23 protein-coding genes are annotated in these 26193 nt (G+C 57.7%); 18 read left to right on the top strand and 5 right to left on the bottom strand.

The genetic code is table 11. The features are described from left to right. On the top strand, positions 1-751 hold a 751-nt coding region (locus CUC53_RS16420; RefSeq protein ID WP_272896775.1), incomplete at its 5' end, for a helicase-related protein. 133 nt (positions 752-884) lie between these two features. Here CUC53_RS16420 and CUC53_RS18985 read toward each other — a convergent pair. The 4 genes from CUC53_RS18985 to betI form a co-directional block, all read right to left on the bottom strand. Next, entirely contained in the window at positions 885-1034 is a 150-nt protein-coding gene (locus CUC53_RS18985) for a hypothetical protein (RefSeq protein ID WP_167386781.1), read from the bottom strand. 356 nt (positions 1035-1390) lie between these two features. Beyond that, entirely contained in the window at positions 1391-3100 is a 1710-nt protein-coding gene (gene betA / locus CUC53_RS16415) for a choline dehydrogenase (RefSeq protein ID WP_100295125.1), read from the bottom strand. A 139-nt stretch (positions 3101-3239) separates the two neighbouring features. Next, complete coding sequence (gene betB / locus CUC53_RS16410; RefSeq protein ID WP_100295124.1) at positions 3240-4712, bottom strand: betaine-aldehyde dehydrogenase; 1473 nt, start codon at positions 4710-4712, stop codon at positions 3240-3242. 43 nt (positions 4713-4755) lie between these two features. After that, positions 4756-5349, bottom strand: a complete 594-nt coding sequence (betI, locus tag CUC53_RS16405; RefSeq protein WP_100295123.1) for a transcriptional regulator BetI — start codon at positions 5347-5349, stop codon at positions 4756-4758. A gap of 361 nt (positions 5350-5710) precedes the next feature. On the opposite strand from betI, the gene CUC53_RS16400 reads away from it, so the two are divergent. The 17 genes from CUC53_RS16400 (at position 5711) to nuoN (ending at position 25733) form a co-directional block, all read left to right on the top strand. Continuing rightward, complete coding sequence (locus tag CUC53_RS16400; protein WP_100295122.1) at positions 5711-7345, top strand: BCCT family transporter; 1635 nt, start codon at positions 5711-5713, stop codon at positions 7343-7345. Between the two features lie 438 nt (positions 7346-7783). After that, positions 7784-8584, top strand: coding sequence for a transporter substrate-binding domain-containing protein (locus CUC53_RS16395; RefSeq protein WP_100295121.1), 801 nt, complete (start codon positions 7784-7786; stop codon positions 8582-8584). 91 nt (positions 8585-8675) lie between these two features. Further along, positions 8676-9623, top strand: a complete 948-nt coding sequence (locus CUC53_RS16390; RefSeq protein ID WP_100295126.1) for an amino acid ABC transporter permease — start codon at positions 8676-8678, stop codon at positions 9621-9623. Then, complete coding sequence (locus CUC53_RS16385) at positions 9607-10356, top strand: amino acid ABC transporter ATP-binding protein (RefSeq protein WP_100295120.1); 750 nt, start codon at positions 9607-9609, stop codon at positions 10354-10356. Before CUC53_RS16390 ends, CUC53_RS16385 begins: the two co-directional genes overlap by 17 nt. 335 nt (positions 10357-10691) lie before the next feature. Continuing rightward, positions 10692-11096, top strand: a complete 405-nt coding sequence (locus tag CUC53_RS16380; RefSeq protein WP_100295119.1) for an NADH-quinone oxidoreductase subunit A — start codon at positions 10692-10694, stop codon at positions 11094-11096. A 29-nt stretch (positions 11097-11125) separates the two neighbouring features. Next, positions 11126-11800: a NuoB/complex I 20 kDa subunit family protein gene (locus CUC53_RS16375; protein WP_100295118.1), complete on the top strand. Its 675-nt coding sequence runs from the start codon at positions 11126-11128 to the stop codon at positions 11798-11800. A gap of 2 nt (positions 11801-11802) precedes the next feature. After that, positions 11803-13608: an NADH-quinone oxidoreductase subunit C/D gene (gene nuoC, locus CUC53_RS16370; RefSeq protein WP_100295117.1), complete on the top strand. Its 1806-nt coding sequence runs from the start codon at positions 11803-11805 to the stop codon at positions 13606-13608. 81 nt (positions 13609-13689) lie between these two features. After that, positions 13690-14232 (top strand): NADH-quinone oxidoreductase subunit NuoE, encoded by a 543-nt coding sequence (gene nuoE, locus CUC53_RS16365; RefSeq protein WP_100295116.1) that lies wholly within the window; start codon positions 13690-13692, stop codon positions 14230-14232. Beyond that, entirely contained in the window at positions 14229-15614 is a 1386-nt protein-coding gene (gene nuoF, locus CUC53_RS16360; RefSeq protein WP_100295115.1) for an NADH-quinone oxidoreductase subunit NuoF, read from the top strand. The genes nuoE and nuoF overlap by 4 nt, the downstream gene beginning before the upstream one ends. A gap of 41 nt (positions 15615-15655) precedes the next feature. Continuing rightward, on the top strand, positions 15656-18412 hold the full coding sequence (gene nuoG, locus CUC53_RS16355) for an NADH-quinone oxidoreductase subunit NuoG (RefSeq protein WP_100295114.1): 2757 nt from the start codon (positions 15656-15658) through the stop codon (positions 18410-18412). Continuing rightward, positions 18409-19377 carry an NADH-quinone oxidoreductase subunit NuoH gene (gene nuoH, locus CUC53_RS16350; RefSeq protein WP_100295113.1) on the top strand — a complete coding sequence of 323 codons (969 nt, stop codon included), beginning with the start codon at positions 18409-18411 and terminating at the stop codon, positions 19375-19377. The genes nuoG and nuoH overlap by 4 nt, the downstream gene beginning before the upstream one ends. A gap of 8 nt (positions 19378-19385) precedes the next feature. Beyond that, positions 19386-19928 carry an NADH-quinone oxidoreductase subunit NuoI gene (gene nuoI, locus CUC53_RS16345; RefSeq protein WP_100295112.1) on the top strand — a complete coding sequence of 181 codons (543 nt, stop codon included), beginning with the start codon at positions 19386-19388 and terminating at the stop codon, positions 19926-19928. A gap of 10 nt (positions 19929-19938) precedes the next feature. Continuing rightward, on the top strand, positions 19939-20481 hold the full coding sequence (nuoJ, locus tag CUC53_RS16340) for an NADH-quinone oxidoreductase subunit J (protein WP_100295111.1): 543 nt from the start codon (positions 19939-19941) through the stop codon (positions 20479-20481). Continuing rightward, positions 20478-20786 carry an NADH-quinone oxidoreductase subunit NuoK gene (nuoK, locus tag CUC53_RS16335; protein WP_100295110.1) on the top strand — a complete coding sequence of 103 codons (309 nt, stop codon included), beginning with the start codon at positions 20478-20480 and terminating at the stop codon, positions 20784-20786. Before nuoJ ends, nuoK begins: the two co-directional genes overlap by 4 nt. Further along, the gene (gene nuoL / locus CUC53_RS16330) at positions 20783-22630 is read left to right on the top strand and encodes an NADH-quinone oxidoreductase subunit L (RefSeq protein WP_100295109.1); all 1848 of its coding nucleotides are present in this window, start codon (positions 20783-20785) and stop codon (positions 22628-22630) included. The genes nuoK and nuoL overlap by 4 nt, the downstream gene beginning before the upstream one ends. A gap of 98 nt (positions 22631-22728) precedes the next feature. Beyond that, entirely contained in the window at positions 22729-24270 is a 1542-nt protein-coding gene (gene nuoM, locus CUC53_RS16325) for an NADH-quinone oxidoreductase subunit M (protein WP_100295108.1), read from the top strand. Continuing rightward, positions 24270-25733, top strand: coding sequence for an NADH-quinone oxidoreductase subunit NuoN (gene nuoN / locus CUC53_RS16320; protein ID WP_100295107.1), 1464 nt, complete (start codon positions 24270-24272; stop codon positions 25731-25733). Before nuoM ends, nuoN begins: the two co-directional genes overlap by 1 nt. A 122-nt stretch (positions 25734-25855) precedes the next feature. Here nuoN and CUC53_RS16315 read toward each other — a convergent pair. Further along, the coding region (locus CUC53_RS16315; RefSeq protein WP_272896774.1) for an FGGY-family carbohydrate kinase at positions 25856-26193 on the bottom strand (338 nt) is incomplete at its 5' end.

The raw sequence follows: 26193 nt of genomic DNA, 5'->3' as shown, positions 1-26193 counted from the left end.
CCTGCTGTTCTCCGCCACCTTCTCTGACGCGGTGAAGAAGCTGGCCAACCTGATGCTGGACCGCCCGCAGATCGTCAGCGTCAACAAGCAGAACTCCACCGCCGACACCGTCAGCCACACCGTCTATCCGGTCGAACAGAAGCGCAAGCGCGAGCTGCTCTCCGAGCTAATTGGCAAGCAGAACTGGCAGCAGGTGCTGGTGTTTGCCAGCACCCGCGAGAGCTGTGACGAGCTGGTCGAGGAGCTCAACCTCGACGGCATCAAGTCCGCCGTGGTCCATGGCGAGAAAGCCCAAGGCAACCGTCGCCGCGCCCTGCGCGAGTTCATGGAAGGCAAAGTGCGGGTACTGGTCGCCACCGAAGTGGCCGCCCGTGGCCTAGACATTCCGGATCTGGAATACGTGGTCAACTATGATCTGCCATTCCTGGCGGAAGATTACGTGCACCGCATCGGTCGTACCGGCCGCGCCGGCAAGCGCGGCATGGCCATCTCCTTCGTCAGCCGTGAAGAGGAGCGCACCCTGCTGGAGATCGAGGCGCTGATCGGCCAGCAGATCCGCCGCATCATGGTGCCGGGCTACGAGGTGAGCAGCCGTGACGAGCTGATCAAGCAGTTGCAGGAGCGTCGCCGCTTCGGCAAGCGCCCCCAGCGTGAAGATAACGCCGTGGCCCAGGTGATGGCCGAAGCCAAGCTGCAGGGTCAGCGCCTCAAGCGGCTGGCCGCGAGCAAGAAGCCTCGTCAGCCAAAATAAGGCGCAATTGTTCTGTTTTGTGTCTGTTCACGGCCCTGCCTATTCGTCCCAGACAGGACCGTGAACAATGCATATTTTTTGCTTAAACGTGGCAAAGAGATCGGGCTAGCCAGCGACGCTGCCCCTGCCATCATTAGCTCGTGACATCCTCTTCTTGGTTCTCATCGGAACGCACTGACTGCAGCTCTTCAACCCTAGCCTGCCACTTATCTTGGGCCTGTTTTTGCCCTTGCTCGGTAAAGTCCTGGCGCATGGTATCGATCTCTCGCACAAGCTTTTCCATTAAAATATCTCCTTCATTCATGGGGTTAAATATTGATAGTGAGTTGCTAAACTCAGTCACCTTACCGATTTGACCCTCATCTCCCGTTAATTACACCACGAAATAAACGATTGATTTTGCCAAAATCAATCTAAAATTTTTTCTTTGTTATTGATCATGATGGTTAACAAGGGCACATCAGCAGTGACGAATGGGCGATAAACAGCAGGGGAATAATGGAATGAATAGATGAATTTTTATGTAAAAAAATGGGTGATTTTGACGATAAAATGGCCAGCAACGAGGGCGCGGCTGAGGGGGGATTGGCAAGGATAACAGTGCCGATCAGGAAGCCCTGATCGGCACATAAACGAGGCTTACACTAACGCAGCGGGCGCCTCACGCTGGCGCAGTGGTTCACCACGCACTGGGGCGCCATTGGCCTGATAATAAGCCGCTGTGCTACGCGGTAAGGCTGGCAAGCCACGGATATTATCGGCAATCTTCTCGGCCATCATGATGGTGGTGGCGTTGAGGTTACCGGTGATGATCAGCGGCATGATGGAGGCATCGACCACCCGCAGTCCTTGCAAGCCGTGCACTTGCCCTTGGCCATTCACCACCGCCATCTCGTCCTCACCCATTTTGCACGAGCAAGAGGGGTGGAAGGCGGTCTCAGCATGATCGCGGATAAACGCATCCAACTCGGCATCGCTCTGTTTATCAAGCCCTGGGCTCAACTCACGGCCACGATAGGGATCGAGCGCGGGTTGGTTCATGATCTCGCGGGTGATGCGAATGGCATCACGAAACTCCTGCCAATCCTGCTCAGTGGCCATGTAGTTAAACAGGATGCTCGGGTGCTGGCGTGGGTCGCGGGAGGTGATCTCGATACGGCCTCGGCTGGGCGAGCGCATAGAACCCACATGGGCCTGAAAACCATGTTCCCGCACCGCATTACTGCCGTTGTAGTTAATGGCGACCGGCAGGAAGTGGTATTGAATGTTGGGCCACGCAAACTCGGCACGGGTTCGGATAAATCCACCCGCTTCAAAGTGGTTGCTGGCGCCAATTCCAGTGCCCTTAAATAGCCACTCGGCCCCGATCGCAGGCTGATTCCACCACTGCAGGGACGGGTAGAGGGAGATCGGCTCCTTACAGGCATATTGCAGATACATCTCCAGATGATCCTGCAAATTTTGACCAACCCCAGGCAAGTCATGGACCAGCTTGATCCCCACTCGCTTGAGTAACGCCGCCGGCCCCACCCCTGAGCGCTGCAACAATTGGGGAGAGGCAATCGCGCCCGCGCACACCAACACCTCACGCCGTGCCCGCGCCTCGATGGCGGTGTTGTTATCACCGCGCAGGTAGCTCACCCCACTCGCCCGCTTATCGCTAAACAAGATTCGGTCAGTCAGGGCGTGGGTCACGATGGTCAGATTGGGGCGGGCGCGGGCCTGATCCAGATAGCCCCGTGCCGTGCTGGAGCGGCGCCCTTGTGGGGTGACCGAGCGATCCATCGGCCCAAACCCCTCTTGCTGGTAGCCGTTAAGATCGTCGGTCAGGGGAAAGCCCGCCTGCCCACCCGCGGCGACCATGGCATGGAACAGCGGATTATTTCCCACTTTAGGGGTGGTAACACTGACCGGACCATCTCCGCCGTGGTAATCATTGGGGCCAATGTCACGGCGCTCTGCTTTGCGAAAATAGGGCAGGCAGTCGAGGTAGCTCCATGTCTCTAGGCCTTTGAGGGTCGCCCAGCCATCGAAGTCCATGGCGTTGCCACGGATGTAACACATGCCATTGATGAGAGACGATCCCCCTAGCCCCTTGCCACGGCCACACTCCATGCGGCGGTTATTCATGTGGGGCTCAGGATCGGTCAAGTAAGCCCAGTTATAGCGGCGCCCTTGCAGTGGATAGGCCAATGCGGCCGGCATCTGGGTGCGAAAATCGGCGCGATAATCCGGGCCACCCGCTTCCAGCAGCAGCACGCTGACGCCTGCGTCTTCGGTCAGGCGAGTCGCCAGCACGTTACCTGCTGATCCCGCGCCGACAATGATGTAATCGAATTCCTGAGACATAAAGGGTCTCCTTAAAATGAACAAAGCGATAACGAGTGCAAAGCGGTTGTGAAGAGATATCGCCAAGGGGCACGCCAGCGCGGCCCCTTGGCTGATCAGTGGCCGCATAGGCCAGCTTTGCTAGTGCCAAGATGAGTCGTTAGAACACCGACTGGTAGCCGCCCAGCTCGACTTGTACCGACTTGATCCGGGTATAGTGGGCTAAAGTGGTCAGGCCATTTTCCCGGCCCACCCCTGATTGCTTGTACCCGCCAACCGGCATTTGGGCTGGGGACTCACCCCAGGTATTGATCCAGCAGATACCCGCCTCAAGCTGATGGATAACCCGATGGGCGCGGGCCAGATCTTGGGTGACCACCCCTGCCGCCAAGCCATACTCGGTGGCGTTAGCACGGCGGATCACCTCCTCTTCGCTGTCATAGGTCAAGATGCTCATGACTGGGCCGAAGATCTCCTCTTGCACGATGGTCATCTCATCGCGGCAATCGGTAAATACCGTCGGCGCGACATAGGCGCCGCTAGCAAATGGGCCGTCGGTCACCCGCTGGCCACCACACAACAACCGGGCCTGCTGTGCTTTGCCTGACTCGATGTAGCCAAGCACGCTCTCCATGTGGGCAAAACTGACCAAGGGCCCGAAATTAGTGCTCTCTTGCTGGGGGTCACCCAGTCGGATGTTCGCCACTCGCGCCACAATTTTTTCTTCAAACTGGGCCTGCAGGTGACGGGGAATAAAGACCCGAGTGCCGTTCGTACACACTTGGCCTGAGCTATAGAAGTTAGCCATCACCGCAATGTCGGCGGCGCGATCCAGATCGGCGTCATCAAAGATGATCAGCGGCGACTTACCGCCCAACTCCATGGTGACCTCTTTGAGGGAGGAGCTTGAGGCACTCGCCATCACCTTCTTGCCGGTGGTGGTGCCGCCGGTGAAGGAGATTTTTTCAATCAAGGGGTGCTCGGTCAGCCACTGTCCCACTTCACGGCCGCTGCCCGTCAGCACATTAAATACCCCATCGGGCAGACCCGCTTCGGTGTAAATTTCCGCTAATTTCAGGACGCTCAGCGGGGTCACTTCGCTGGGTTTGAAGATCATGGCATTGCCTGCCGCCAAGGCCGGCGCGGACTTCCACAGGGCAATCTGAATCGGATAATTCCACGCGCCAATCCCCGCTACCACCCCTAACGGCTCACGGCGGGTGTAAACAAAACTGCTCTCTCGCAGCGGGATCTGCTCCCCTTCGATGGCAGGGACTAGGCCCGCGTAGTATTCCAGCACATCAGCACCGGTCACGATGTCGACATAGCGCGTTTCGGATAACGGCTTGCCGGTATCCAAGGTCTCTAACTGCGCCAACTCTTCATTGCGTTCACGCAAAATATCGACCGCACGACGCAAAATACGGGAACGCTCCATGGCACTCATGGCCGCCCATACCCGCTGACCGGCCACCGCACTTTGTACCGCGCGCTCGACATCAGCCTGGGTGGCACGCTGGACGGTCGCCAGCACTTCCCCGTTAGCAGGGTTGACCGTGTCAAACGTGCCAGTGCCGCTGGCGGCGACATAGCGGCCACCAATATAGAGTTGTTGCAGGGGGAATCGAGCCATGGAGTTGAGTCCTCTTTATATAAGTGTTCGACCACGGCAGCCGCTAGGGCGTCTGCTGGGTCAGGTGTTGTTCTAGATAGTCGTACGCAATGGTTAGCGCTTGCTCGGTATCAAACTGGGCGCCAGATAGCGCACCTCGCAGCCATAAACCGTCAATCAGTGCCGCCAGCCCTCGGGCTGCCGTGCGGGCCTGCGTCGTCGGTAATATCCGGCGAAACTGGCAGCACAAATTGGCATAGAGCCGATGGTCATTGATCCGCTGTAAACGGCGCAGGGCGGGCTGGTGCATGCTGGTTGCCCAAAACGCTAACCAGGTTTTCATCGCCGCCCCATTGACCTGACTGGCATCGAAGTTGCCTTCAATGATGGCCCGTACCTGACAACGTACCGAGTCATCGAGTTGGGCCCGCTGTCGCTCCCGAACCGCGTGACGCAGTGCCGCCATCAGGTGGCGCATGGTGGCCTCCAGCAGGCCATTTTTATCCTGAAAATAGTGGCTGATGATGCCGGTGGAGACCCCCGCTAAGCGGGCGATCAGGGCGATGCTGGCGTCATTCATCCCAACCTGATCCACCGCGTCTAAGGTGGCTTGGATCAGTTGCGAACGGCGAATGGGCTGCATTCCTACCTTGGGCATATTGCTCTCCTTTATGGGTCGTCATAACAGGTAAATCAGACGGCCCACAGCGACGGGGGCCAGTCTATTTTTTTTTAATTGAACGTTCAACAAACTTTTTGCTAAACTCCGCGAAACCAAAAATTAACAATAAGAAAACATTTAATGAGCACTCAGTCAGGTGAGAAGGGACGTACTACCCCCCTGCTCACCAGCGCGCAAATGCCGCCATATCGATACCGCTGCCCTCCCTGCGTGGGCACGGGCCGCCACATTGACCGCACATGTGTTTGAGTCATCTGTCTGTTCAACCATCCACTGCCGTACCACAGGGGGCGGTGCTGGGTAGAGATACCTTTATTGCCATAGGGGCAAACCTCGCATGAGTACACCTTTACCGATCACGACGCCTGCCCAGGCGCGTCTCAACCCGATTGTCTTCTACGGCTCAACCTCGTTGATCCTGCTGCTCACCGCCGCCTTAATGCTCTTTCCTGAGCAGGCGGGGGCGTGGCTGGGGCGCACCCAAACGTGGCTCTCCCATAGCTTTGGCTGGTATTACATGCTGGCCATTGGCAGCTATCTCTTCTTCGTCTGCTGGGTCGCGTTTTCCCGATTTGGCCAGTTGAAGCTGGGGGCCGACCATGAGCAGCCAGACTTCAGCTATGGCGCATGGGCAGGCATGTTGTTCTCATCTGGAATCGGCATCTCCTTGCTCTACTTTGCCGCATCAGAGCCTATCGACCACCTCTACAACCCGCCAGAAGGGGTCGCAGGGAGCAGCCAAGCCGCTCGTCAGTCGATCCAGCTGATGTTCTTACACTGGGGCATTCATGGTTGGGCCATTTATGCGCTGGTCGGGTTGGCCGTGGGTTATTTTGCTTACCGCCACAAGCAACCACTCGCCTTGCGCTCGGCCTTGTTGCCGATCCTTGGCGCACGCCGAGTCAAGGGGGCTGCTGGCCATGCCGTAGATTGCTTTGGCATCTTTGTGACCTTGGTTGGTCTGGTCACGAACTTAGGCATAGGGGCACTGCAAGTGTCATCCGGCTTGGAATACCTGTTCGGTATGACCCACTCCAACACCACCCTGCTGGTAGTACTGCTGGTGATGAGCGTGGTCGCCACCTTGGCGGCGGTATCGGGCGTGGAGAAAGGCATTCGTCGTCTCTCCAACCTCAATATTTTGCTGTTTAGCTCACTGCTGCTGTTTGTGTTGCTGTTTGGCCCCACGCTAGATCTGCTCAACGGCTTTGTGCAAAACCTTGGGGATTATGCTAACGGGCTGATCTTGAAGACCTTTGATCTGTATGTCTATACCGATGGCGCCCCTGGTAAGAATGTCGAGTGGTTAGGCCTGTGGACCCTGTTTTACTGGGGGTGGTGGATCTCTTGGGCTCCGTTTGTCGGCATGTTTATCGCCCGCATTTCACGGGGACGTACTGTGCGTGAGCTGGTTCTGGGGGTGTTACTGATCCCGCTGGCATTTACCCTGATGTGGCTCTCGGTGTTTGGCAACAGCGCTATGGATCTGGTGCTCAATCAAGATGCGACAGCCTTGGCCAAGGCTGCACTGGAGCAGCCATCCATGTCTATCTATCTGCTGCTGGAGCACTACCCGTTTGCCAAAGTGGTGATCGGTCTCTCTATTTTTGTCGGCTTTGTGCTGTTCTTGACCCCCGCCGATTCAGGCTCGGTGATGCTGGCTAACCTGTCGCGCCAAGGAGGGGATCTCGATGAAGATGCGCCCCATTGGTTGCGGATCCTCTGGTCTGTGGTGATCACCGTAGTCACCATCGGGCTGCTATTTGCCGGTAACTTTACCGCCATGCAGACCGTGGTGGTTTTGGCAGGTTTGCCCTTCTCGGTGATCTTGATCCTGTTCATGGTCGGCCTTTATAAGACCATGAAAGCAGATTGTGCTCAGGCTGATGCGAACCCTATACAGGCCATGCCACGGGTTGCTAACAGCGAGCTTCTCCCACCACGCCCAACACGTGACGCTGCTACCCCCTGATAACGGGGCCATCATTTATCACGGCCGTCATACCAAGGGGGCGTCATGCCCCCTGATACCCTCGCCCTTGGCGACAAAAGCCTCATATAACCCCTTTCAAGCCAAAAATAAGCCCATTTAGGTCTCTTTCTTCACATAAAAGGACGTTGAAAACAATTTAGGCTTGAACCCTCCTCATTAGATAGTTATGTTGTTTTGATAAGATTTTATGAGTGCCCGTCTGAGCACAAAGCGTCACTAACCTATTGAGTTATCTGAATCCATCTGATGTAGGTCGATGTGTTACTTACCTCGCCATATGCAGCACCTCATATGAATCTTTCACCTCATCCCATGTATCTTGGCTTGCTGATGGCTGTATGCAGCAATCGTTCATGTTACTGACATCGCCACAGGATCAAGCCCAAGGCTGAATACACCATCGACAGAGAAGTCCTTATGATCAAAAAACTGATGCTATCTACGCTGCTTATTTGCGGATTGGCCACAGCAGCCCCCACGCCCACAACTCCCTCCATGCTCGATGATGTCATGGCCCGTGGAGTGCTGCGTGTCGGTTTTGACGTTGGCTACCAACCTTTTGAAATGACTAATAAACAAGGCCAATACGTCGGCTTTGATGTCGATTTGGCCAAGATGGTTGCCAAAGAGATGGGGGTGAAAGTCGAGTTCGTGAATACCAGCTGGGATGGCATTATTCCTGCCCTGCTCACCAACAAATTTGATGTCATTATGGGTGGCATGACCGTCACGCCACAGCGCAACCTGCGGGTCAACTTTGCCGATCCCTACATCGTGATTGGCCAAACCATCGTGCTGCGCAAAGACAAGGCGGGCGCCATCAAATCGTCGCTCGATCTAAACGATCCCAAGTACAAGATTGCCGTCAAACTCGGCACCACCGGTGAGCAAGCGGTGAAACGGCTGATCCCCAAAGCGACCTTGTTGCAGTTTGAAACCCAAGATGATGCCAAATTGGAAGTGCTCAACGGCAAGGTCGATGCCTTTGTTTATGACCTGCCCTACAACGCCATTTTTGCCTCCCAGAATGCTGACTCCATTGTCCATCTTGCCAAACCGTTCACCTTTGAACCGCTCGCGTGGGCCATTCGCAAAGGGGATCAGGATACCTTGAACTGGTTCAATAACTACCTGCGCCAAATCAAAGGGGACGGCAGTTACGACCGTCTTTATAAGAAGTGGTTTGAATCCACCGTCTGGCTAAATCAGCTGAAATAACCTTCAAGGGGCGCAACGGCGCCCCTGTACGCAGCCCCCACTATAACGAAAAGAGATTGTGACTGTGCGCACCCCAAAACCGACCAGACAAATGGAAAAACAACCCAACCCGTTGCTCTGGCATTGCGTATTTGTGCTGCTGATGTGTGCCGCTGCGTTTGGCATCTACCAAGCAGTACAGTCCGTAGATTACACCTGGCGTTGGGAACGGATCCCCCAGTACATCGCCTACCAAGCAGAGCAGCAAACCTACGCCGATTTTGATGGCACAGTGGTTGCCAGCAACAACGGCGCATTATTGCTGCAAAACGATTTGGACCCGCAGCAGCACCAAGCGATTGCCGCAACGGGGATTCAGGTAGCCGAAGGCGATACCATTTTTCGTGGTGATGTCCTCGCGACCGAGCTGAGCTGGAAAGCAGGCCCGATCGCGTGGGGGATCTGGGTGACCGTCAAGCTTTCGCTGGTCGCTGGGGTCTTTGCTATCTTGCTGGGCACCTTGGCTGGACTAGCACGGCTCTCCCCCAATCCTGCCCTGCGTTATGTGGCCGTCACCTACGTGGAGCTGATTCGTGGCACGCCACTGCTGGTGCAGATCTTCATTGTCTACTTCTTTATTGGCACCGTACTCAACCTCGATCGCTTCACCGCCGGCGTCGCCGCACTGGCCGTCTTTACCGGTGCCTATGTGGCGGAGATTGTGCGGGCTGGTATCAGCTCGATTCACAAAGGGCAGATGGAAGCGGGCCGCAGTCTGGGCCTGACCTCAGCGCAAACCATGCGCTACGTCATCTTGCCTCAGGCATTTAAGCGCGTGTTACCACCACTGGCTGGCCAATTTATTAACCTCATCAAAGACTCGTCACTGGTGTCAGTTATCTCCATTACCGACCTCACCAAAGCGGGGCGGGAGATTGTCAGCTCAACCTTCAGCCCGTTTGAAGTCTGGTTTACCGTCGCGCTGCTCTATCTGGTGCTGACGGGTAGTCTCTCTTTTGTAGTGCGTCGTCTGGAGCATAAATATGCACGCAGCAACTAATGCCACCCCCATCATCAAGGCGTCTAAGGTCGATAAGATCTATGCTGGGGGCGTTCATGCGCTCAAAAGTGTCAGTACCGAGATCGCGGAAGGCGAGGTGGTGGTGATTGTGGGGCCAAGTGGTTCAGGGAAGTCCACTTTTCTGCGCACCCTTAACCAACTAGAAACCATTAATGATGGCAACATCATGGTCGATGGGATTAGCCTCACCGAGCCTGGCGATGTCAATAAACTGCGTGAAGAGGTGGGCATGGTCTTCCAATCCTTTAACCTCTTTCCCCACCTCAACGTGCTGGATAACATCAGCCTTGCGCCGCAAAAGGTGCGTGGCTTATCGCGCCGTGATGCCGAAGAGCGAGCCAACGCGTTATTGCAAAAAGTCGGACTGGCCCATAAAGCAGACAGCTATCCCTCGATGCTCTCTGGTGGTCAGCAGCAGCGTGTGGCTATTGCCAGAGCATTGGCGATGCAGCCCCGCATTATGTTGTTTGACGAACCCACTAGTGCCCTCGATCCCGAGATGGTCGGTGAGGTCTTAGAGGTCATGAAAGGGCTGGCTCGGGAGGGGATGACCATGGTGGTGGTGACCCATGAGATGGGCTTTGCCCGTGAAGTCGCTGACCGAGTGCTGTTTATGGAGGGCGGCGAACTGTTGGTTGATGAAATACCGGCCACTTTCTTTGACCATCCCCCTTCGCCTCGACTGCGCCAATTTCTCAGTCAAGTGCTGTAACATCACATGGCAGCAAGAGGGGGGAGCAGGCCCTCTCGCTGCCAACACAAACTGATAGTGGATAATTCGTTACCCGCACTGAACCCAAAGCAGCTGTGATTACGTATTAACTCCGTGAGCGAGCACCATGACTTATGTGATCTTGATCCCATTATGCAAACCAACTCACTGCGTCATCTCAAAATGTCAGAAGTAAGTCTCTTAAACATATTTTAATTACCAGTTACCCGATTAATAATTAATCCATAAAAATGACATGTAAATCAGGACGAAAGTGGCATAATACGTGACGTCAATGTTACGCCACATGATTAATTTGGTTAGGGAAAACCTCTATGTTTGCCAATATCGCTGTTCAACATTGGGCTTTTGCCGTTTATATCATTGCAGCCATTTGTCTCTGCCTAGGGATGATTGGTCTAGCAGCCCTGCTCGGTGGCCGTGCTCATGGCCGAACTAAAAATAAACCCTTCGAATCGGGTGTCGATTCAGTGGGCAGTGCCCGCCTTCGTTTTTCCGCCAAGTTCTATTTGGTCGCCATGTTCTTCGTCATCTTTGATGTCGAGGCACTCTACCTGTTTGCCTGGTCTGTTTCCGTTCGGGAAAGCGGCTGGGTTGGCTTTATCGAAGCCACTATTTTCATCGTGCTGCTGCTTATCGGCCTGATCTACCTCTGGCGTATCGGCGCCTTGGACTGGGCTCCACGTAAAGCGCAATTAAACGACAAAAAAACTGACTGAATCACAGACCCTTTCCTTGAGGTTGCACCATGAAGTACACCCTGACCCGGATTGACCCGGATGCGCCCGTTGAGCGCTATCCCCAGGAACAGCGCCAAACTGTCGATGACCCGCTAGCCCAACAAGCGACCCGCGGCATTATGATGGGGCGTCTCGAGGAGGTGCTGCAAGACACCGTCAACTGGGGCCGCAAAAACTCGCTCTGGCCTTACAACTTCGGTATCTCCTGCTGCTACGTAGAGATGTGTACTGCCTTCACCTCCCCCCACGATGTGGCCCGCTTCGGCGCCGAAGTTATCCGCGCCTCGCCGCGTCAGGCCGATTTTATGGTGATTGCCGGGACCCCCTTCATCAAGATGGCACCGGTCATCCAGCGCCTGTACGAACAGTTGCTCGAACCCAAGTGGGTGATCTCCATGGGTGCCTGTGCCAACTCCGGCGGCATGTATGACATCTACTCCGTGGTGCAGGGGGTGGACAAGTTCCTGCCGGTCGATGTCTACATTCCGGGTTGCCCACCGCGTCCAGAAGCCTTTTTGCAAGCACTGATGCTGCTGCAAGACTCCATTGGTAAAGAGCGTCGTCCCCTCTCTTGGGTAGTGGGTGATCAAGGTATCTATCGTCCTGATATGCCGGCCGAGAAGGACCGCAAGCGCGGCGAGCGGATCAATGTGACCAACCTGCGCACGCCGGATGAGATCTGACCATGAAACTGACTCGTGATTTTCCAAGCAATAGCACCATGGCCCAGTGGCAGCCAAGCGACCACCAAGATGCCCACGTCGTTGGCGACCTGTTTGCCCACTTCGGCGCCGAGCACTTCACCGTGCAAACCACTCGCACCGGCGTGCCGGTGGTCTGGCTGCCCCGCGAACTGCTGATCGACGTGATCGGCTTTTTGCGCAAGCTGCCCGCCCCGTTTGTGATGCTCTATGATCTCAGCGCCACCGACGAGCGGCTGCGCAGCCATCGCGATGGCTTGCCCCAGAGCGATTTCACCGTCTTCTATCACCTCATCTCCATCGACCGTAATGCCGATGTGATGCTCAAAGTGGCGCTGGCCGAAAGTGACCTGCATCTGCCCACCATCACCCACCACTTCCCCAATGCCAACTGGTACGAGCGGGAAGTGTGGGATCTGCTGGGCATTACCTTCGATGGTCACCCCCATCTGACTCGGATCATGATGCCCAAGAGCTGGCAGGGTCACCCGCTGCGCAAAGATTATCCAGCGCGCGCGACTGAATTTGATCCCTTCATGCTCGATGCCGCCAAGCAAGACATGGAGCAAGAAAACCTGCTGTTCAAACCGGAAGAGTGGGGTCTGGCACGCGGCAGCGAGAACGAGGACTACATGTTCTTAAACCTCGGCCCCAACCACCCCTCTGCCCACGGCGCTTTCCGGCTGGTGTTGCAGCTCGATGGCGAGGAGATCCGCAACTGCGTGCCAGACATCGGTTACCACCATCGCGGTGCCGAGAAGATGGGCGAGCGTCAGTCTTGGCATAGCTACATCCCCTATACCGACCGGGTCGAGTATTTGGGCGGGGTGATGAACAACCTGCCCTATGTGCTGGCGGTCGAGAAACTGGCTGGCATCAAGGTGCCCCAGCGGGTCGACATGATCCGGGTGATGATGGCGGAGCTATTCCGCATCCAAAGCCACCTGCTGTTCCTAGGTACTTATATCCAAGACGTGGGTGCCATGACGCCGGTCTTCTTCACCTTCACTGACCGTCAGCGTATCTACAACATCATTGAAGCGATCACCGGCGCGCGGATGCACCCTGCGTGGTTTCGCATCGGCGGGGTTGCCCATGACCTACCCAACGGCTGGCAACGCCTGATCCAAGATAACCTGCTCAGCTGGCTACCCAAGCGACTGATGGAGTATGAGAAAGCAGCAATGCGTAACAGCATTCTGCGCGGCCGCACCATCGGCGTGGCAGCCTACACTACCGAACAGGCACTGGCGTGGGGCACCACGGGAGCAGGATTGCGCGCCACCGGCCTCAACTTCGATATCCGTAAATGGCGCCCTTACTCGGGTTATGAGCAATTCGACTTTGAAGTGCCGGTCGGTAGCAATGGCGATGCTTATGATCGCGCCACCGTGCGGATCGAAGAGATCCGCCAGAGCATGTCGATCATCGAGCAGTGCATGAACAACATGCCGGAGGGGCCATTTAAGGCCGATCATCCGCTCACTACCCCGCCACCGAAAGAGCGTACCCTGCAGCACATCGAGACCCTGATCAACCACTTCCTGCAAGTGTCGTGGGGTCCAGTGATGCCCGCTGCCGAGTCGTTCCAGATGATTGAGGCAACCAAGGGGGCCAACAGTTACTACCTGACCAGCGATGGCTCCACCATGAGCTATCGGACTCGGATCCGCACCCCCAGCTTTGCCCATTTGCAGCAGATCCCCTCGGTGATCAAAGGCAACATGGTGTCGGATCTCATCGTCTATCTGGGCAGTATCGATTTTGTTATGTCGGATGTGGACCGTTAAGTGTTGCAACGCCCTGCGCCATGGCAAAGGGAATAGAACACGATACGTGCAGTAAAGGGACAAGCCACCAAAGGTCAAGTCATGAGCCAGCAATGTCAGTGTCACAATAATCAGACCCCAGAGGGGCTAGGCGTATGCAGCAGTAATCAGAATGATTTCGTTCTGAGCCAAGCTGAACGCGATGCCATCGAACATGAAAAGCACCACTACGAAGATCCCCGCGCCGCTAGCATTGAAGCGCTTAAGATCGTGCAACAGGCACGCGGCTGGGTCCCCGATGGTGCGATTCACGCCATCGCCGCCGAGCTCGGCATCCCAGCCAGCGACGTGGAGGGGGTCGCCACCTTCTATAGCCAGATCTTCCGCCAACCGGTGGGACGCCACATCATCCGCGTCTGCGACAGCATGGTCTGCTACATCAATGGTCATGAAGAGTTGATGGCCGGTCTCAAGGAGGTGATGAACCTCGCCCCCGGTCAAACCAGCCCCGATGGTCGCTTCACCCTGCTGCCCGTCTGCTGCCTTGGCAACTGCGACAAGGGGCCAGCCATCATGATCGATGACGATACCTATGGCGGCCTCGATCCGGTGACATTGCTGAAAACCCTGGAGGCTTATCCATGAGCCTGCCACAGCACAAAATCCTCGCCTCGCTTGGCACTGCCAACCGCACGGCCCGTGCAGCAGAGACCCACCCGCTCACTTGGCGGCTGCGGGACGACGGCCAGCCGGTGTTGCTGGAGGAGTATCAAGCTAAACAGGGCTATCAAGCCGCCCGTAAGGCACTGGGTCAGATGAGCCCAGACGAGATTGTCAGCACCGTCAAGGACGCCGGCCTCAAAGGCCGCGGCGGCGCAGGCTTTCCCACTGGGGTTAAGTGGGGCCTGATGCCCAAAGACGAGAGCATGAACATCCGTTACCTGCTCTGCAACGCTGATGAGATGGAGCCCAATACCTGGAAAGACCGGCTACTGATGGAGCAACTGCCCCATCTGCTGATCGAGGGAATGATTATCTCGGCGCGCGCCCTCAAGGCGTATCGCGGTTATATCTTCCTGCGCGGCGAATACGTGGATGCCGCCATCCACTTGCGCCGTGCGGTGGAAGAGGCTAAGGCCGCCGGGCTGCTGGGCAAAAACATTCTAGGCTCCGGCTTTGACTTCGAGCTGTTCGTCCACACTGGCGCCGGTCGCTACATCTGTGGCGAAGAGACAGCCCTCATCAACTCGCTGGAAGGGCGCCGCGCCAATCCGCGCGCCAAACCGCCCTTCCCTGCTGTTTCCGGCGTCTGGGGCAAACCCACCTGCGTTAACAACGTCGAAACCCTCTGCAACGTGCCCGCCATCATCGGCAACGGGGTCGCGTGGTACCACGGGCTGGCGCTGCCGGGCTCGGAAGATCACGGCACCAAGCTGATGGGCTTCTCCGGCAAGGTGAACAACCCAGGTGTCTGGGAGCTGCCCTTTGGCATCACCGCCCGTGAACTCTTTGAAGACTACGCCGGTGGCATGAAGAGCGGCTATCGCCTCAAAGCTTGGCAACCAGGCGGTGCGGGTACCGGCTTCTTGCTACCAGAGCACCTCGATGCCCAGATGTATACCGCGGGGATCGGCAAGGTGGGTACCCGGATGGGGACCGGCCTTGCCATGGCGGTGGATGACAGCATCAGCATGGTCTCCTTACTGCGCAACATGGAAGAGTTCTTCGCCCGCGAATCGTGCGGCTGGTGCACGCCCTGCCGCGACGGCCTGCCTTGGAGCGTTAAGCTGCTGCGGTCACTGGAGCGTGGCGAAGGGCAATCCGGCGATCTGGCGACCCTTGAGCAACTCTGTGGCTTCCTTGGCCCAGGCAAAACTTTCTGCGCCCACGCACCGGGCGCCGTCGAGCCGCTCGCCAGCGCCATCAAATATTTCCGCTCCGAATTTGAGGCTGGGATCACAGGCAGCGGTGATAACCGCAAGGCCGTCAAAGGGATCCAGCCCAATCTGCTGGGCGAGCGCTGGTAACGACAGCACAGATTTCACCAAACAGGTTTCAGGGAAGTTGTATGGCAACCATTTATGTAGACGGCAAAGAGTACGAGGTAGACGGGGCGGATAACCTGCTGCAAGCCTGTCTGTCGCTGGGTCTGGACGTCCCCTATTTTTGTTGGCACCCCGCGCTCGGTAGCGTGGGTGCCTGCCGCCAGTGTGCGGTCAAACAGTATCAAAACGCCGATGACAAGCGCGGTCGTCTGGTCATGTCCTGCATGACTCCGGCCACCGATGGCAGCTACATCGCCATCGAAGACGAAGAGGCAAAAGAGTTTCGCAAGAGCGTGGTGGAGTGGCTGATGACCAACCACCCCCACGACTGCCCGGTGTGTGAGGAGGGCGGCGCCTGCCACCTGCAGGACATGACGGTGATGACCGGCCACAATAGCCGCCGCTATCGTTTCACCAAACGCACCCACCAGAATCAGGATCTCGGCCCCTTTGTGGCACACGAGATGAACCGCTGTATCGCCTGCTATCGCTGCGTCCGTTATTACAAGGATTATGCCGGTGGCGAGGATCTCGGGGTCTACGGTGCCCACGACAACGTCTATTTCGGGCGGGTCGAGGATGGCACCCTGGAGAGCGAATTTTCCGGCAACCTGGTGGAAGTCTGCCCCACCGGCGTCTTCACCGACAAGACCCACTCCGAACGCTACAACCGCAAGTGGGACATGCAGTTTGCCCCCAGCATCTGCCAGCAATGCTCCGTGGGTTGCAACATCAGCCCGGGTGAGCGTTATGGCGAGCTGCGCCGGATTGAAAACCGCTTCCACGGCAGCATCAACCACTACTTTTTGTGTGACCGTGGCCGCTTTGGCTATGGCTATGTCAATCTGGCGGACCGCCCGCGCCAGCCGCAGCTCAAAGAGGGCAATGACCAGCTGACCATCACGGTCGATGGCGCCCTTAACCGCGCCGCCGATGCCTTGCGCACGGCCCGCGGCCTCATCGGCATCGGCTCGCCGCGCGCCTCACTGGAGAGCAACTTTGCCCTGCGCGAGCTGGTGGGTGAAGCCAACTTCTACGCTGGCGTCGAGCAGACCGAGTGGGCCTGTCAGCAACAGATGCTGCAGATCCTGCAGCATGGCAATGTGCCCACCCCAAGCCTGCGCGACATGGAAGAGGCCGATGCCATTCTGGTCCTTGGCGAGGATGTCACCATGAGCGCTGCCCGTATCGCGCTGGCGCTGCGTCAGGCCGTCAAGGGCAAGGCCCGCGAACTGGCGCGCAAGATGAAGGTGGATCTGTGGCAGGTTGCCGCCGTGCAAACGCTGGGGCAGAACGAGCGCTACCCGCTGCTCATTACCAGTCTCGACACCACCCGTCTTGATGATGTGGCGGCCGACATGCTGCACGCCCCGTATGCTGATCAGTCGCGCCTTGGCTTTGCTATCGCCAACCTGCTCGACCCGAGTGCACCAGCCGTGACCGATCTTGGCCCCGAGCAGCAGGCACAAGCGGCTCGCTGGGCAGCACTGCTAGGCAACGCCAAAAAGCCGCTCATCATTGCAGGCTCCAGTGCCCGCGATGTGGCGCTGCTTGAGGCGGCCAGCAACATTGCCCGCGCCCTGAAAGGCCGTGGACTGGAAGCCAGCATCGCGCTGGTTGGCCAAGAGGCTAACTCGCTGGGGCTGGCCATGCTGGGTGCTAATACCCTCTCTGATAAGCCTCTGGAAGCTGCGCTGGCGCGTATTGAGGCACAAGAGGGGCTGGCGCTGGTCACGTTGGAGAACGATCTTTACCGCCGCGCACCGCGTAACCGGGTGGACGCAGCACTGGCTCGGTTGCAACACCTGCTGGTCATCGACCATCAGGCGACGCCAACCGCTAACAAGGCAGACCTAGTGCTGCCCGCGGCCAGTTTTGCCGAAGCCGATGGCACCCTCGTCAATATGGAAGGCCGCGCCCAGCGCTTCTTCCAGGTCTATGCCCCCACCTTTTACAATGCCGATATTCAGGTACGTGAAGGGTGGCGCTGGCTGGCCGCGCTGCAAGGAGCCCTCGAGCGTAAGCCACTGCGCTGGCAAAATTTTGATCAAATCAATCACGACTGTGCCAGCAGCACCCCATTGCTGGCCACCATGTTGGAAGCCGCACCCAACGCAGGCTTGCGGATCCGTGGCATGCGGCTAGCCCGTGAGCCACACCGCTACAGCGGGCGTACCTCCATGCTGGCGGATAAAAACGTCAATGAACCACGGGTGGCGCAAGATCCCGACTCCCCCTTCAACTTCTCCATGGAAGGGTACGCTGGGGCCCGCCAAGATATCCCGCAAGTGCCGTTTGCTTGGGCACCGGGTTGGAACTCCCCCTCCGCGTGGAACAAGTTTCAAGACGAGGTGGGCGGCAAGCTACGGGCTGGGGATACTGGTCGTCGCCTGCTGGAAGCCACTGTTCCGCAAGCAGAAGGCAAAGCTCCGCTCGGTTGGTTTGCGGCTATCCCCGCCCCGTTCAAGGCCACAGAGGCACTGCAGGTGGTCAATTATGCCCAGCTGTTTGGTGGTGAGGAGCTGTCAGCGCGCAGCCCAGTGATCCAGAGCCGGATGAACGAGCCCGAACTGATCCTCAACCCCGTGGATGCGCAGCGTTTTGCCCTCCCTGCGGGCAGTCAGGTCTCCTTCTCTTGGGGCGGTAGCCACTGGCAATTGCGGCTGCGTTTGAGCGAGCAGCTGAGCTGCGGTCTGGTGGGGCTGCCGCTAGGGGTGAACGGCCTGCCAACAGCGCTGCAACAAGCCTCCATCACTCACCTGCAGGAGGTGATCGCATGAGCGAGTCGCTGATCGATCTGTTGCTGGAGGTGGGCAAAGCATTGATCGTGCTGGTAGGGATCGTGGGGGCTGGGGCCTTCATGAGCTTCATCGAGCGCCGCTTGCTAGCCCTGTGGCAGGATCGCTATGGCCCTAACCGCGTAGGCCCATTCGGCCTACTGCAATTAGCCGCCGATATGATCAAGATGTTCTTCAAAGAGGACTGGATCCCCCCCTTTGCCGACCGTCGCACCTTCGTACTAGCACCCATCATCGCCTTTACTGCCTTTATCTTGGCGTTTGCGGTGGTGCCCATCACTCCCACGTGGGGCGTGGCGGATCTCAACGTCGGCCTGCTCTACATCTTAGCCATCGCGGGATTGGCGGTGTATGCGGTGCTGTTCGCTGGCTGGTCGAGTAACAATAAATACTCGCTGCTTGGCAGCCTGCGCGCCTCCGCTCAGACCCTCTCCTACGAGGTGTTTTTGGGTCTCGCCTTGATGGGTGTGGTGATCCAAACTGGCAGCTTTAACTTGCGCGACATCGTCGAAGCGCAACAAGGGCTGTGGAACGTGGTACCCCAAATTCTGGGTTTTATCACCTTCCTGTTTGCTGGCGTTGCCGTTACCCACCGCCACCCCTTCGACCAACCAGAAGCCGAGCAGGAGCTCGCCGATGGTTATCACATCGAGTATTCGGGGATGAAGTGGGGCCTGTTCTTTGTGGGGGAATACATCGGGATCGTGTTGGTCTCGTCCCTTATCGTCACGCTGTTCTTCGGTGGCTGGCATGGCCCTTGGTTGCCGCCCTTCGTTTGGTTTGCGCTGAAGACCGCTTGTTTCATGGTGTTCTTCATCCTGCTGCGGGCTTCCCTGCCTCGCCCGCGTTTTGATCAGGTGATGGCGTTTGGTTGGAAAGTCTGCTTGCCGCTGACCCTGCTCAATATGCTGGTCACCGCGGCAGTTGTACTGATGAATATGCAGTGAGGCATGCGATGAAAATTGTGAACATTATCCAAGGTGTCGGTACCCAGTTACGTAGTTTAGCCATGGTGTTCTCCCATGCTTGGCGGCCCCGTGAAACCGTGAACTACCCAGAGCAAGCAGCCTATGTCCCGCCCCGCTATCGTGGCCGCATCGTGCTGACCCGTGACCCCGACGGGGATGAACGCTGCGTAGCCTGCAACCTCTGCGCCGTGGCTTGCCCAGTCGGCTGCATCTCGTTGCAAAAGTCGGAGCGAGAGGATGGCCGCTGGTATCCGGAGTTCTTTCGCATCAACTTCTCTCGCTGCATCTTCTGCGGCTTGTGCGAAGAAGCCTGCCCCACCACCGCTATCCAGCTCACGCCGGATTTCGAGATGGGCGAGTATCGCCGCCAAGATTTGGTGTACGAGAAAGACGATCTGCTGATAAGCGGCCCAGGCAAATACCCTGACTACAACTTCTATCGCATGAGCGGCATGGCCATCGACGGTAAACCGAAAGGGGATGCCGAAAACGAAGCCAAGCCTATTGATGTCAAGAGCCTGCTGCCCTGAGGAGTCAATCATGGAACTGGCATTTTATGCCTCGGCCCTGGTGGCCGTTTACAGCACACTGCGGGTGATCAGCACCAGCAATCCGATGCATGCGCTGCTCAATCTCATTATCTCTCTTATCGCGGTCGCCATGATCTTCTTCTGCTTGGGAGCGGCCTTTGCTGGCGCCCTGCAGGTGATCGTCTACGCAGGCGCCATCATGGTGCTGTTCGTGTTTGTGGTGATGATGCTCAACCTCGGCTCGGCACAGGTACAAGAGAAAAAATGGCTCACCCCCATGACCTGGGCTGGCCCTGCGCTGCTCTCGCTTATCCTGCTCGGGTTTCTGGCCTACGGCATCCTTGGCGTCACCGGCGGCCAGATAGGTACGACCGAGGTGACTGCCAAGCAGGTCGGTGTCACACTCTTTGGCCCTTACGTGCTGGCCGTGGAACTCGCCTCGATCCTGCTGTTAGCCGGTCTAGTAACGGCCTATCACCTAGGCCGTGAAGAGAAGAGTGGTGAAGTCCTCTCCGTACCTCGCACCCCGTCTCAGGAAGGAGCTCAGCCATGAATGGAATCCCTATGGAGTACGGCCTCCTGCTGGCCGCGGTGCTGTTCTGCATCGGCTTGTGCGGTCTGCTGATCCGCCGCAACCTGCTCTACATCCTGATGAGTATCGAGATCATGATGAATGCCTCCGCACTGGCGTTTGTGGTGGCCGGTAGCCGCTGGGCCCAAGCCGATGGCCAGATCATGTACATCTTGGTGATTTCTCTGGCAGCAGCAGAGGCCAGTATCGGCCTCGCCCTGTTACTGCTGCTCTATCGTCGTTACCACACCCTGAACGTGGACACTGTGAGCGAGATGCGCGGATGAGCCTTTTATACCTGACTTTCCTTTTTCCGCTGCTGGGATGGCTGGTGCTAGCCTTCTCCCTTGGCCGCTTAAATGAGCGCACCGCTGCGCTGATCGGTGTCGGCAGCATCGGCCTATCGGCCCTCACCACCCTCTGGGTTGGCATAGACTTTTTCGCCAACCCGCCCGAGGGCGGAGTCTATATCCAACATTTGTGGCAATGGATAGCGGTGGGCAACTTTACCCCAAGCTTCAATCTGGCACTGGATGGCCTGTCGCTGACCATGCTGGGGGTAGTGACTGGGGTGGGTTTCTTTATCCACCTGTTTGCCTCTTGGTATATGCGCGGCGAAGAGGGCTACTCCCGCTTCTTCACCTACACCAACCTGTTTATCGCCAGTATGCTGTTCTTGGTACTGGCCGATGATCTGCTGTTTGTCTATCTCGGCTGGGAAGGGGTGGGGCTGTGCAGTTATCTGCTGATCGGCTTCTACTACCAAGACCGAAAAAATGGGGCCGCAGCGCTCAAGGCCTTCGTGGTCACTCGGGTCGGTGACGTGTTTCTTGCCATTGGCCTGTTCATCCTCTATCAGGAGCTAGGCACCCTCAATATCCATGAGCTGCTGGTACGGGCTCCGGCCCAGTTTGCCGAAGGCTCCCCTGCCCTGTCGCTAGCCTGTCTGATGTTGCTCGGTGGGGCGGTCGGTAAATCGGCCCAGCTGCCGCTACAAACTTGGCTAGCCGATGCGATGGCAGGCCCAACCCCAGTCTCAGCCCTGATCCACGCCGCGACCATGGTGACCGCTGGGGTCTATCTGATTGCGCGCACTCACGGCCTGTTCCTGCTGGCACCGGACGTCCTCCATCTGGTCGGCTTGGTCGGCGCCATCACCTTGGTGCTGGCTGGCTTTGCGGCCCTGGTGCAGACCGACATCAAACGGATTTTGGCTTACTCCACCATGAGCCAGATTGGCTACATGTTCCTCGCGCTTGGCGTAGGGGCATGGCAAGGGGCTATCTTCCACCTGATGACCCATGCCTTCTTTAAGGCGCTGCTGTTCCTCTCCTCCGGTGCGGTTATCGTTGCCTGCCACCATCAGCAGAACATCTTCAAGATGGGCGGCCTGCGCAAAAGCCTGCCACTGGTCTATGCCTGCTTCTTGGTCGGCGGGGCGGCGTTGGCCGCGCTGCCGCTGGTTACCTCCGGTTTCTACAGTAAAGATGCCATCTTGTGGCAGGTGCAGGCATCAGGCCAAAGCGCCCTGCTGTGGGCGGGTCTGGTGGGGGCATTCCTCACCTCGCTCTATACCTTCCGGCTGATCTTTATCGCCTTCCATGGCAAAGAACAAACCAAAGCCCATGCGGGCCACGGTCTGGCTCACCACCTACCGTTGCTGGTGCTGCTGGTGCTCTCTACTGGGATTGGGGCGCTTATTACTCCGCCGCTGGCCGGGGTGCTGCCGGCAGGCCCTGGCGATCATATCGAAGAGGGGCGCCATGCACTGGAGATTACCTCCGGCATCATCGCCATCGCAGGTATTGTGCTGGCCGCTTTCCTGTTCCTCGGTGAGCGGCGGCTGGCCAGCGCGGTCGCCAACAGTGCGCCGGGTCGTCTACTCAGCACCCTCTGGTTCAATGCGTGGGGCTTTGATTGGCTCTATGACCAGCTGTGGGTCAAACCCTATCTGCTGGCTACGCGGTTGTTGGCCCGCGATCCGCTGGACTGGATCATGGGGCTGCCCGCTTGGCTTGCCCTGCGCGCCAATCAGCTATTAGCTTGGACCGTAACTGGCAAACTGCGCTGGTATGCGGCTTCCATCGGGATCGGCGCGGTCGTCGTGCTGGCACTGCTGTTGTTGGGGTGATGGGATGAAACACCAAGCCGTTTTACCGCCATCTTGTTGGCTAGCGCCCATGGAATGTGACGCGCAACCCCGTATGAACTTGAACGAGAGCTGATACCGTGACTTTACTCTGGATCTTGCTAATTCCTTTTATCGGCGGCCTGCTCTGCTGGCAAATGGAGCGTCTGGGTGGGCAATTTGTCCGCTGGGTTGCTCTGCTCTCCATGAGTGCCAGCCTGCTGCTCTCCTGTGCTATCTGGCTGGGCGGGGATTTCTCTGTCGCTACCACGGGCCTTGATAGCGCAGGCGTGACCGGCACTGCCTCCGCTTGGGCTGCCGAGTGGCAGCTACCTTGGATACCTCGCTTTGGCATCTCATTGCATCTGGCGGTGGATGGTTTATCGCTGCTGATGGTGATCCTCACCTGCTTTATCGGGGTGTTGGCCATCCTCTGCTCGTGGCAAGAGATCGTGCAGCGTATCGGCTTCTTCCACCTCAACCTGCTCTGGATCTTGGGCGGGGTGCTCGGCGTCTTTATGGCGCTGGACCTGTTCTTGTTCTTCTTCTTCTGGGAGATGATGCTGGTTCCCATGTACTTCCTGATCGCGCTGTGGGGCCACTCGGTCACCGACGGTAAATCACGGATCAATGCGGCTACCAAGTTCTTTATCTACACCCAGGCTTCGGGCCTTATCATGCTGGTGGCCATCATCGGACTGGTGCTGGCCCACCAACATGCCACTGGGGTGTTCACCTTCAACTATCTGGATCTGTTAGACACGCCGATGAGCAGTGGAGTGCAGTGGTTGCTGATGCTGGGCTTCTTTATCGCCTTCGCGGTCAAAATGCCGCTGGTGCCGCTGCATGGCTGGCTGCCTGATGCTCACAGCCAAGCGCCTACCGCAGGCTCGGTGGATTTGGCTGGTATCTTGCTGAAAACCGCGGCTTATGGTCTGCTGCGCTTTGCCCTGCCGTTGTTCCCCGACGCCTCCGCCCAGTTTGCTCCCTATGCCATGGTGCTGGGTCTTATCGGGATTATCTATGGCGCCGTGGTTGCCTTTGCCCAGACCGACATCAAGCGGCTGGTCGCCTACACCAGCATCTCCCACATGGGCTTTGTGATGATCGCTATCTACTCCGGCAGCGAGTTAGCACTGCAAGGCGCCGTGGTACAGATGATCGCTCATGGCCTCTCCGCCGCCGGTCTCTTTATCTTATGTGGTCAACTTTATGAACGGCTGCATACCCGTGACCTGCGCCTGATGGGCGGTCTGTGGGGCCGCCTGCGCTACCTGCCAGGGGTGATGCTGTTCTTCTCGGTCGCCTCGCTCGGTATGCCCGGCACCGGCAACTTTGTCGGGGAGTTTCTGATCTTGGTTGGCAGTTTCCAGATTGCGCCGGTCATCACCGCCGTGGCGACCTTCGGTCTGGTACTGGCCTCGGTCTACTCACTGATCATGCTGCAACGGGCCTGCTTTGGTCCGGCCCACGACGAGCGGCCCCTGAAAGGATTAGATAGCCGAGAGCTGACCATGATGATGGTGATCGCAGCGCTCTTGGTCCTGCTGGGACTCTATCCCCAACCTGTGATCGATACCGCCAGCAGCAGCCTTATCAACGTGCTGCACTGGTATCTGCTGCCGACTGCTGGAGCCCTGTAATGACCTTCTCCGCTTCCCAACTGCTGGCTCTGCTGCCCCTGCTGCTCACCACGGGCGCAATGGCAGTCCTGATGCTAGCCATCGCTTGGCGCCGCTGCGTCACCACAGCCTACATTGTGACCATCGCCGGTCTTAATCTGGCACTCTTCTCTTTGCCTATTGTAATGGCTCAGGGGGATCAGGGAGTCACCCCGCTGCTCCAGATCGATAGCTATGCCGTCTTCTATATGGGGCTGGTGTTAGTGGGTGCACTCGCTACCTGCACCTTTGGCCAGTCATGGCTAAAGACCTATCCAGACAACCGAGAAGAGTTTTTCCTGCTGCTGTTGATCGCGACCGCTGGTGGGTTGGTGCTGGCCTGCTCCCGCCACTTAGCATCGCTCTTTATCGGCATTGAAATGCTGACCCTGCCGATGTTTGGTCTGGTCGGTTACGCCTATCGCGAGCGCCATTCTTTAGAAGCGAGCATCAAATACATGGTGCTCTCCGCTGCTGCGACCGCGTTCTTGCTGTTTGGCATGGCGCTGCTCTATGCCCAAGCTGGCAGCCTGAGCTTCAGTGACTTAGGGCTGACCCTTGCCCAGAGCCCAGCCCATCACCCACTGCTGATGGGGGGGCTTGGCCTGATGCTGGTGGGCTTTGCCTTTAAATTGTCGCTGGCACCCTTTCACCTCTGGACCCCCGATGTCTACGAGGGGGCACCTGCACCGGTCGCCACCTTTCTTGCGACCGTCAGCAAGGTTGCAGTGTTTGCTGTGCTGCTGCGCTTCTATCTGGCGGTCCCCGCCACCGCAGACCCGATGATCCACTGGTTGCTGGCCGCCATGGCGGTGATCTCTATCTTGATCGGTAACCTGCTGGCACTGGTGCAGACCAATATCAAGCGGATGCTGGGTTACTCCTCCATCTCCCACTTTGGCTATCTGCTGGCGGTGATCGTCGCTAGCCGCCATGGCCAGATGCCCGTTGAAGCGGCTGGGGTCTATTTGTTGATGTATCTGTTCACCAGTCTGGGGGCATTTGGGGTGGTGAGCATGATGTCGAGCCCGTACCGCGGTAAAGATGCAGATTCTCTGCACAGCTACCGTGGCCTGTTCTGGAAGCGGCCCTACCTGACCGCCGTGATGACCATCATGATGCTCTCCTTGGCGGGCATTCCGATGACCCTCGGCTTTATCGGCAAGTTCTACCTCATCGGGGTGACCGTCGAGGCGCAACTTTGGTGGCTCTCTGGCGCCATCGTGCTCGGCAGCGCCCTGGGGCTTTTCTATTACCTCAAGGTCATGGTCACCCTCTATCTTGCTGAGCCAGGGATGCAGCGGCGCGATGCCAGTGCCGACTGGGCACTCTCCTCCGGCGGTGTAGTCGTGCTGCTCTCAGCCGTGCTGGTCCTGCTGCTGGGTATCTATCCACAACCGGTGATCAGTTTGGTACAAGGGTTCCAGCAGGTGGTGTTGCAATAACCTCCCCTGCTCTGAATGGGCTCCGCCCGTCAAAAAGGCCGCAGTTGCGGCCTTTTTTCATTTCATCAGATAGTTATCTGGCGGGGTGTCGCCACCTTAGCGGCAGCGCTCAGGGTCAGGGGTCACCCCTGCATCAGGGGAGCTAACTGCTGATAAATTGCCCTGAAGGTTGCTTGCTGCTCAGCATAGCGACCATGCCGCTGCGGATCAGGATGGTAGGCCCGCACCAGTGGCAACACAGGCAACAGGGTGGATAATGGCACATGCGGATGGCTCGCCAACTGGGCCAACCGAGCCGCGCCTAGTGCCGGTCCCACTTCAGCGCCGCTGCGATAATCAAAGGTCATGCCACTGATATCGGCCAACATCTGGCTCCACAGGGCGCTACGGGCCCCCCCACCAATCAAGGTCACCCGGTCAGGGACAAGGCCAGTACCGTGCAGCGCCGCCATGCCATCCG

The sequence above is a fragment of the Aeromonas cavernicola genome, from assembly GCF_002795305.1.
In the GTDB taxonomy this organism is placed as follows: domain Bacteria; phylum Pseudomonadota; class Gammaproteobacteria; order Enterobacterales; family Aeromonadaceae; genus Aeromonas; species Aeromonas cavernicola.
This window is presented reverse-complemented; position numbering and strand designations above follow the sequence as displayed.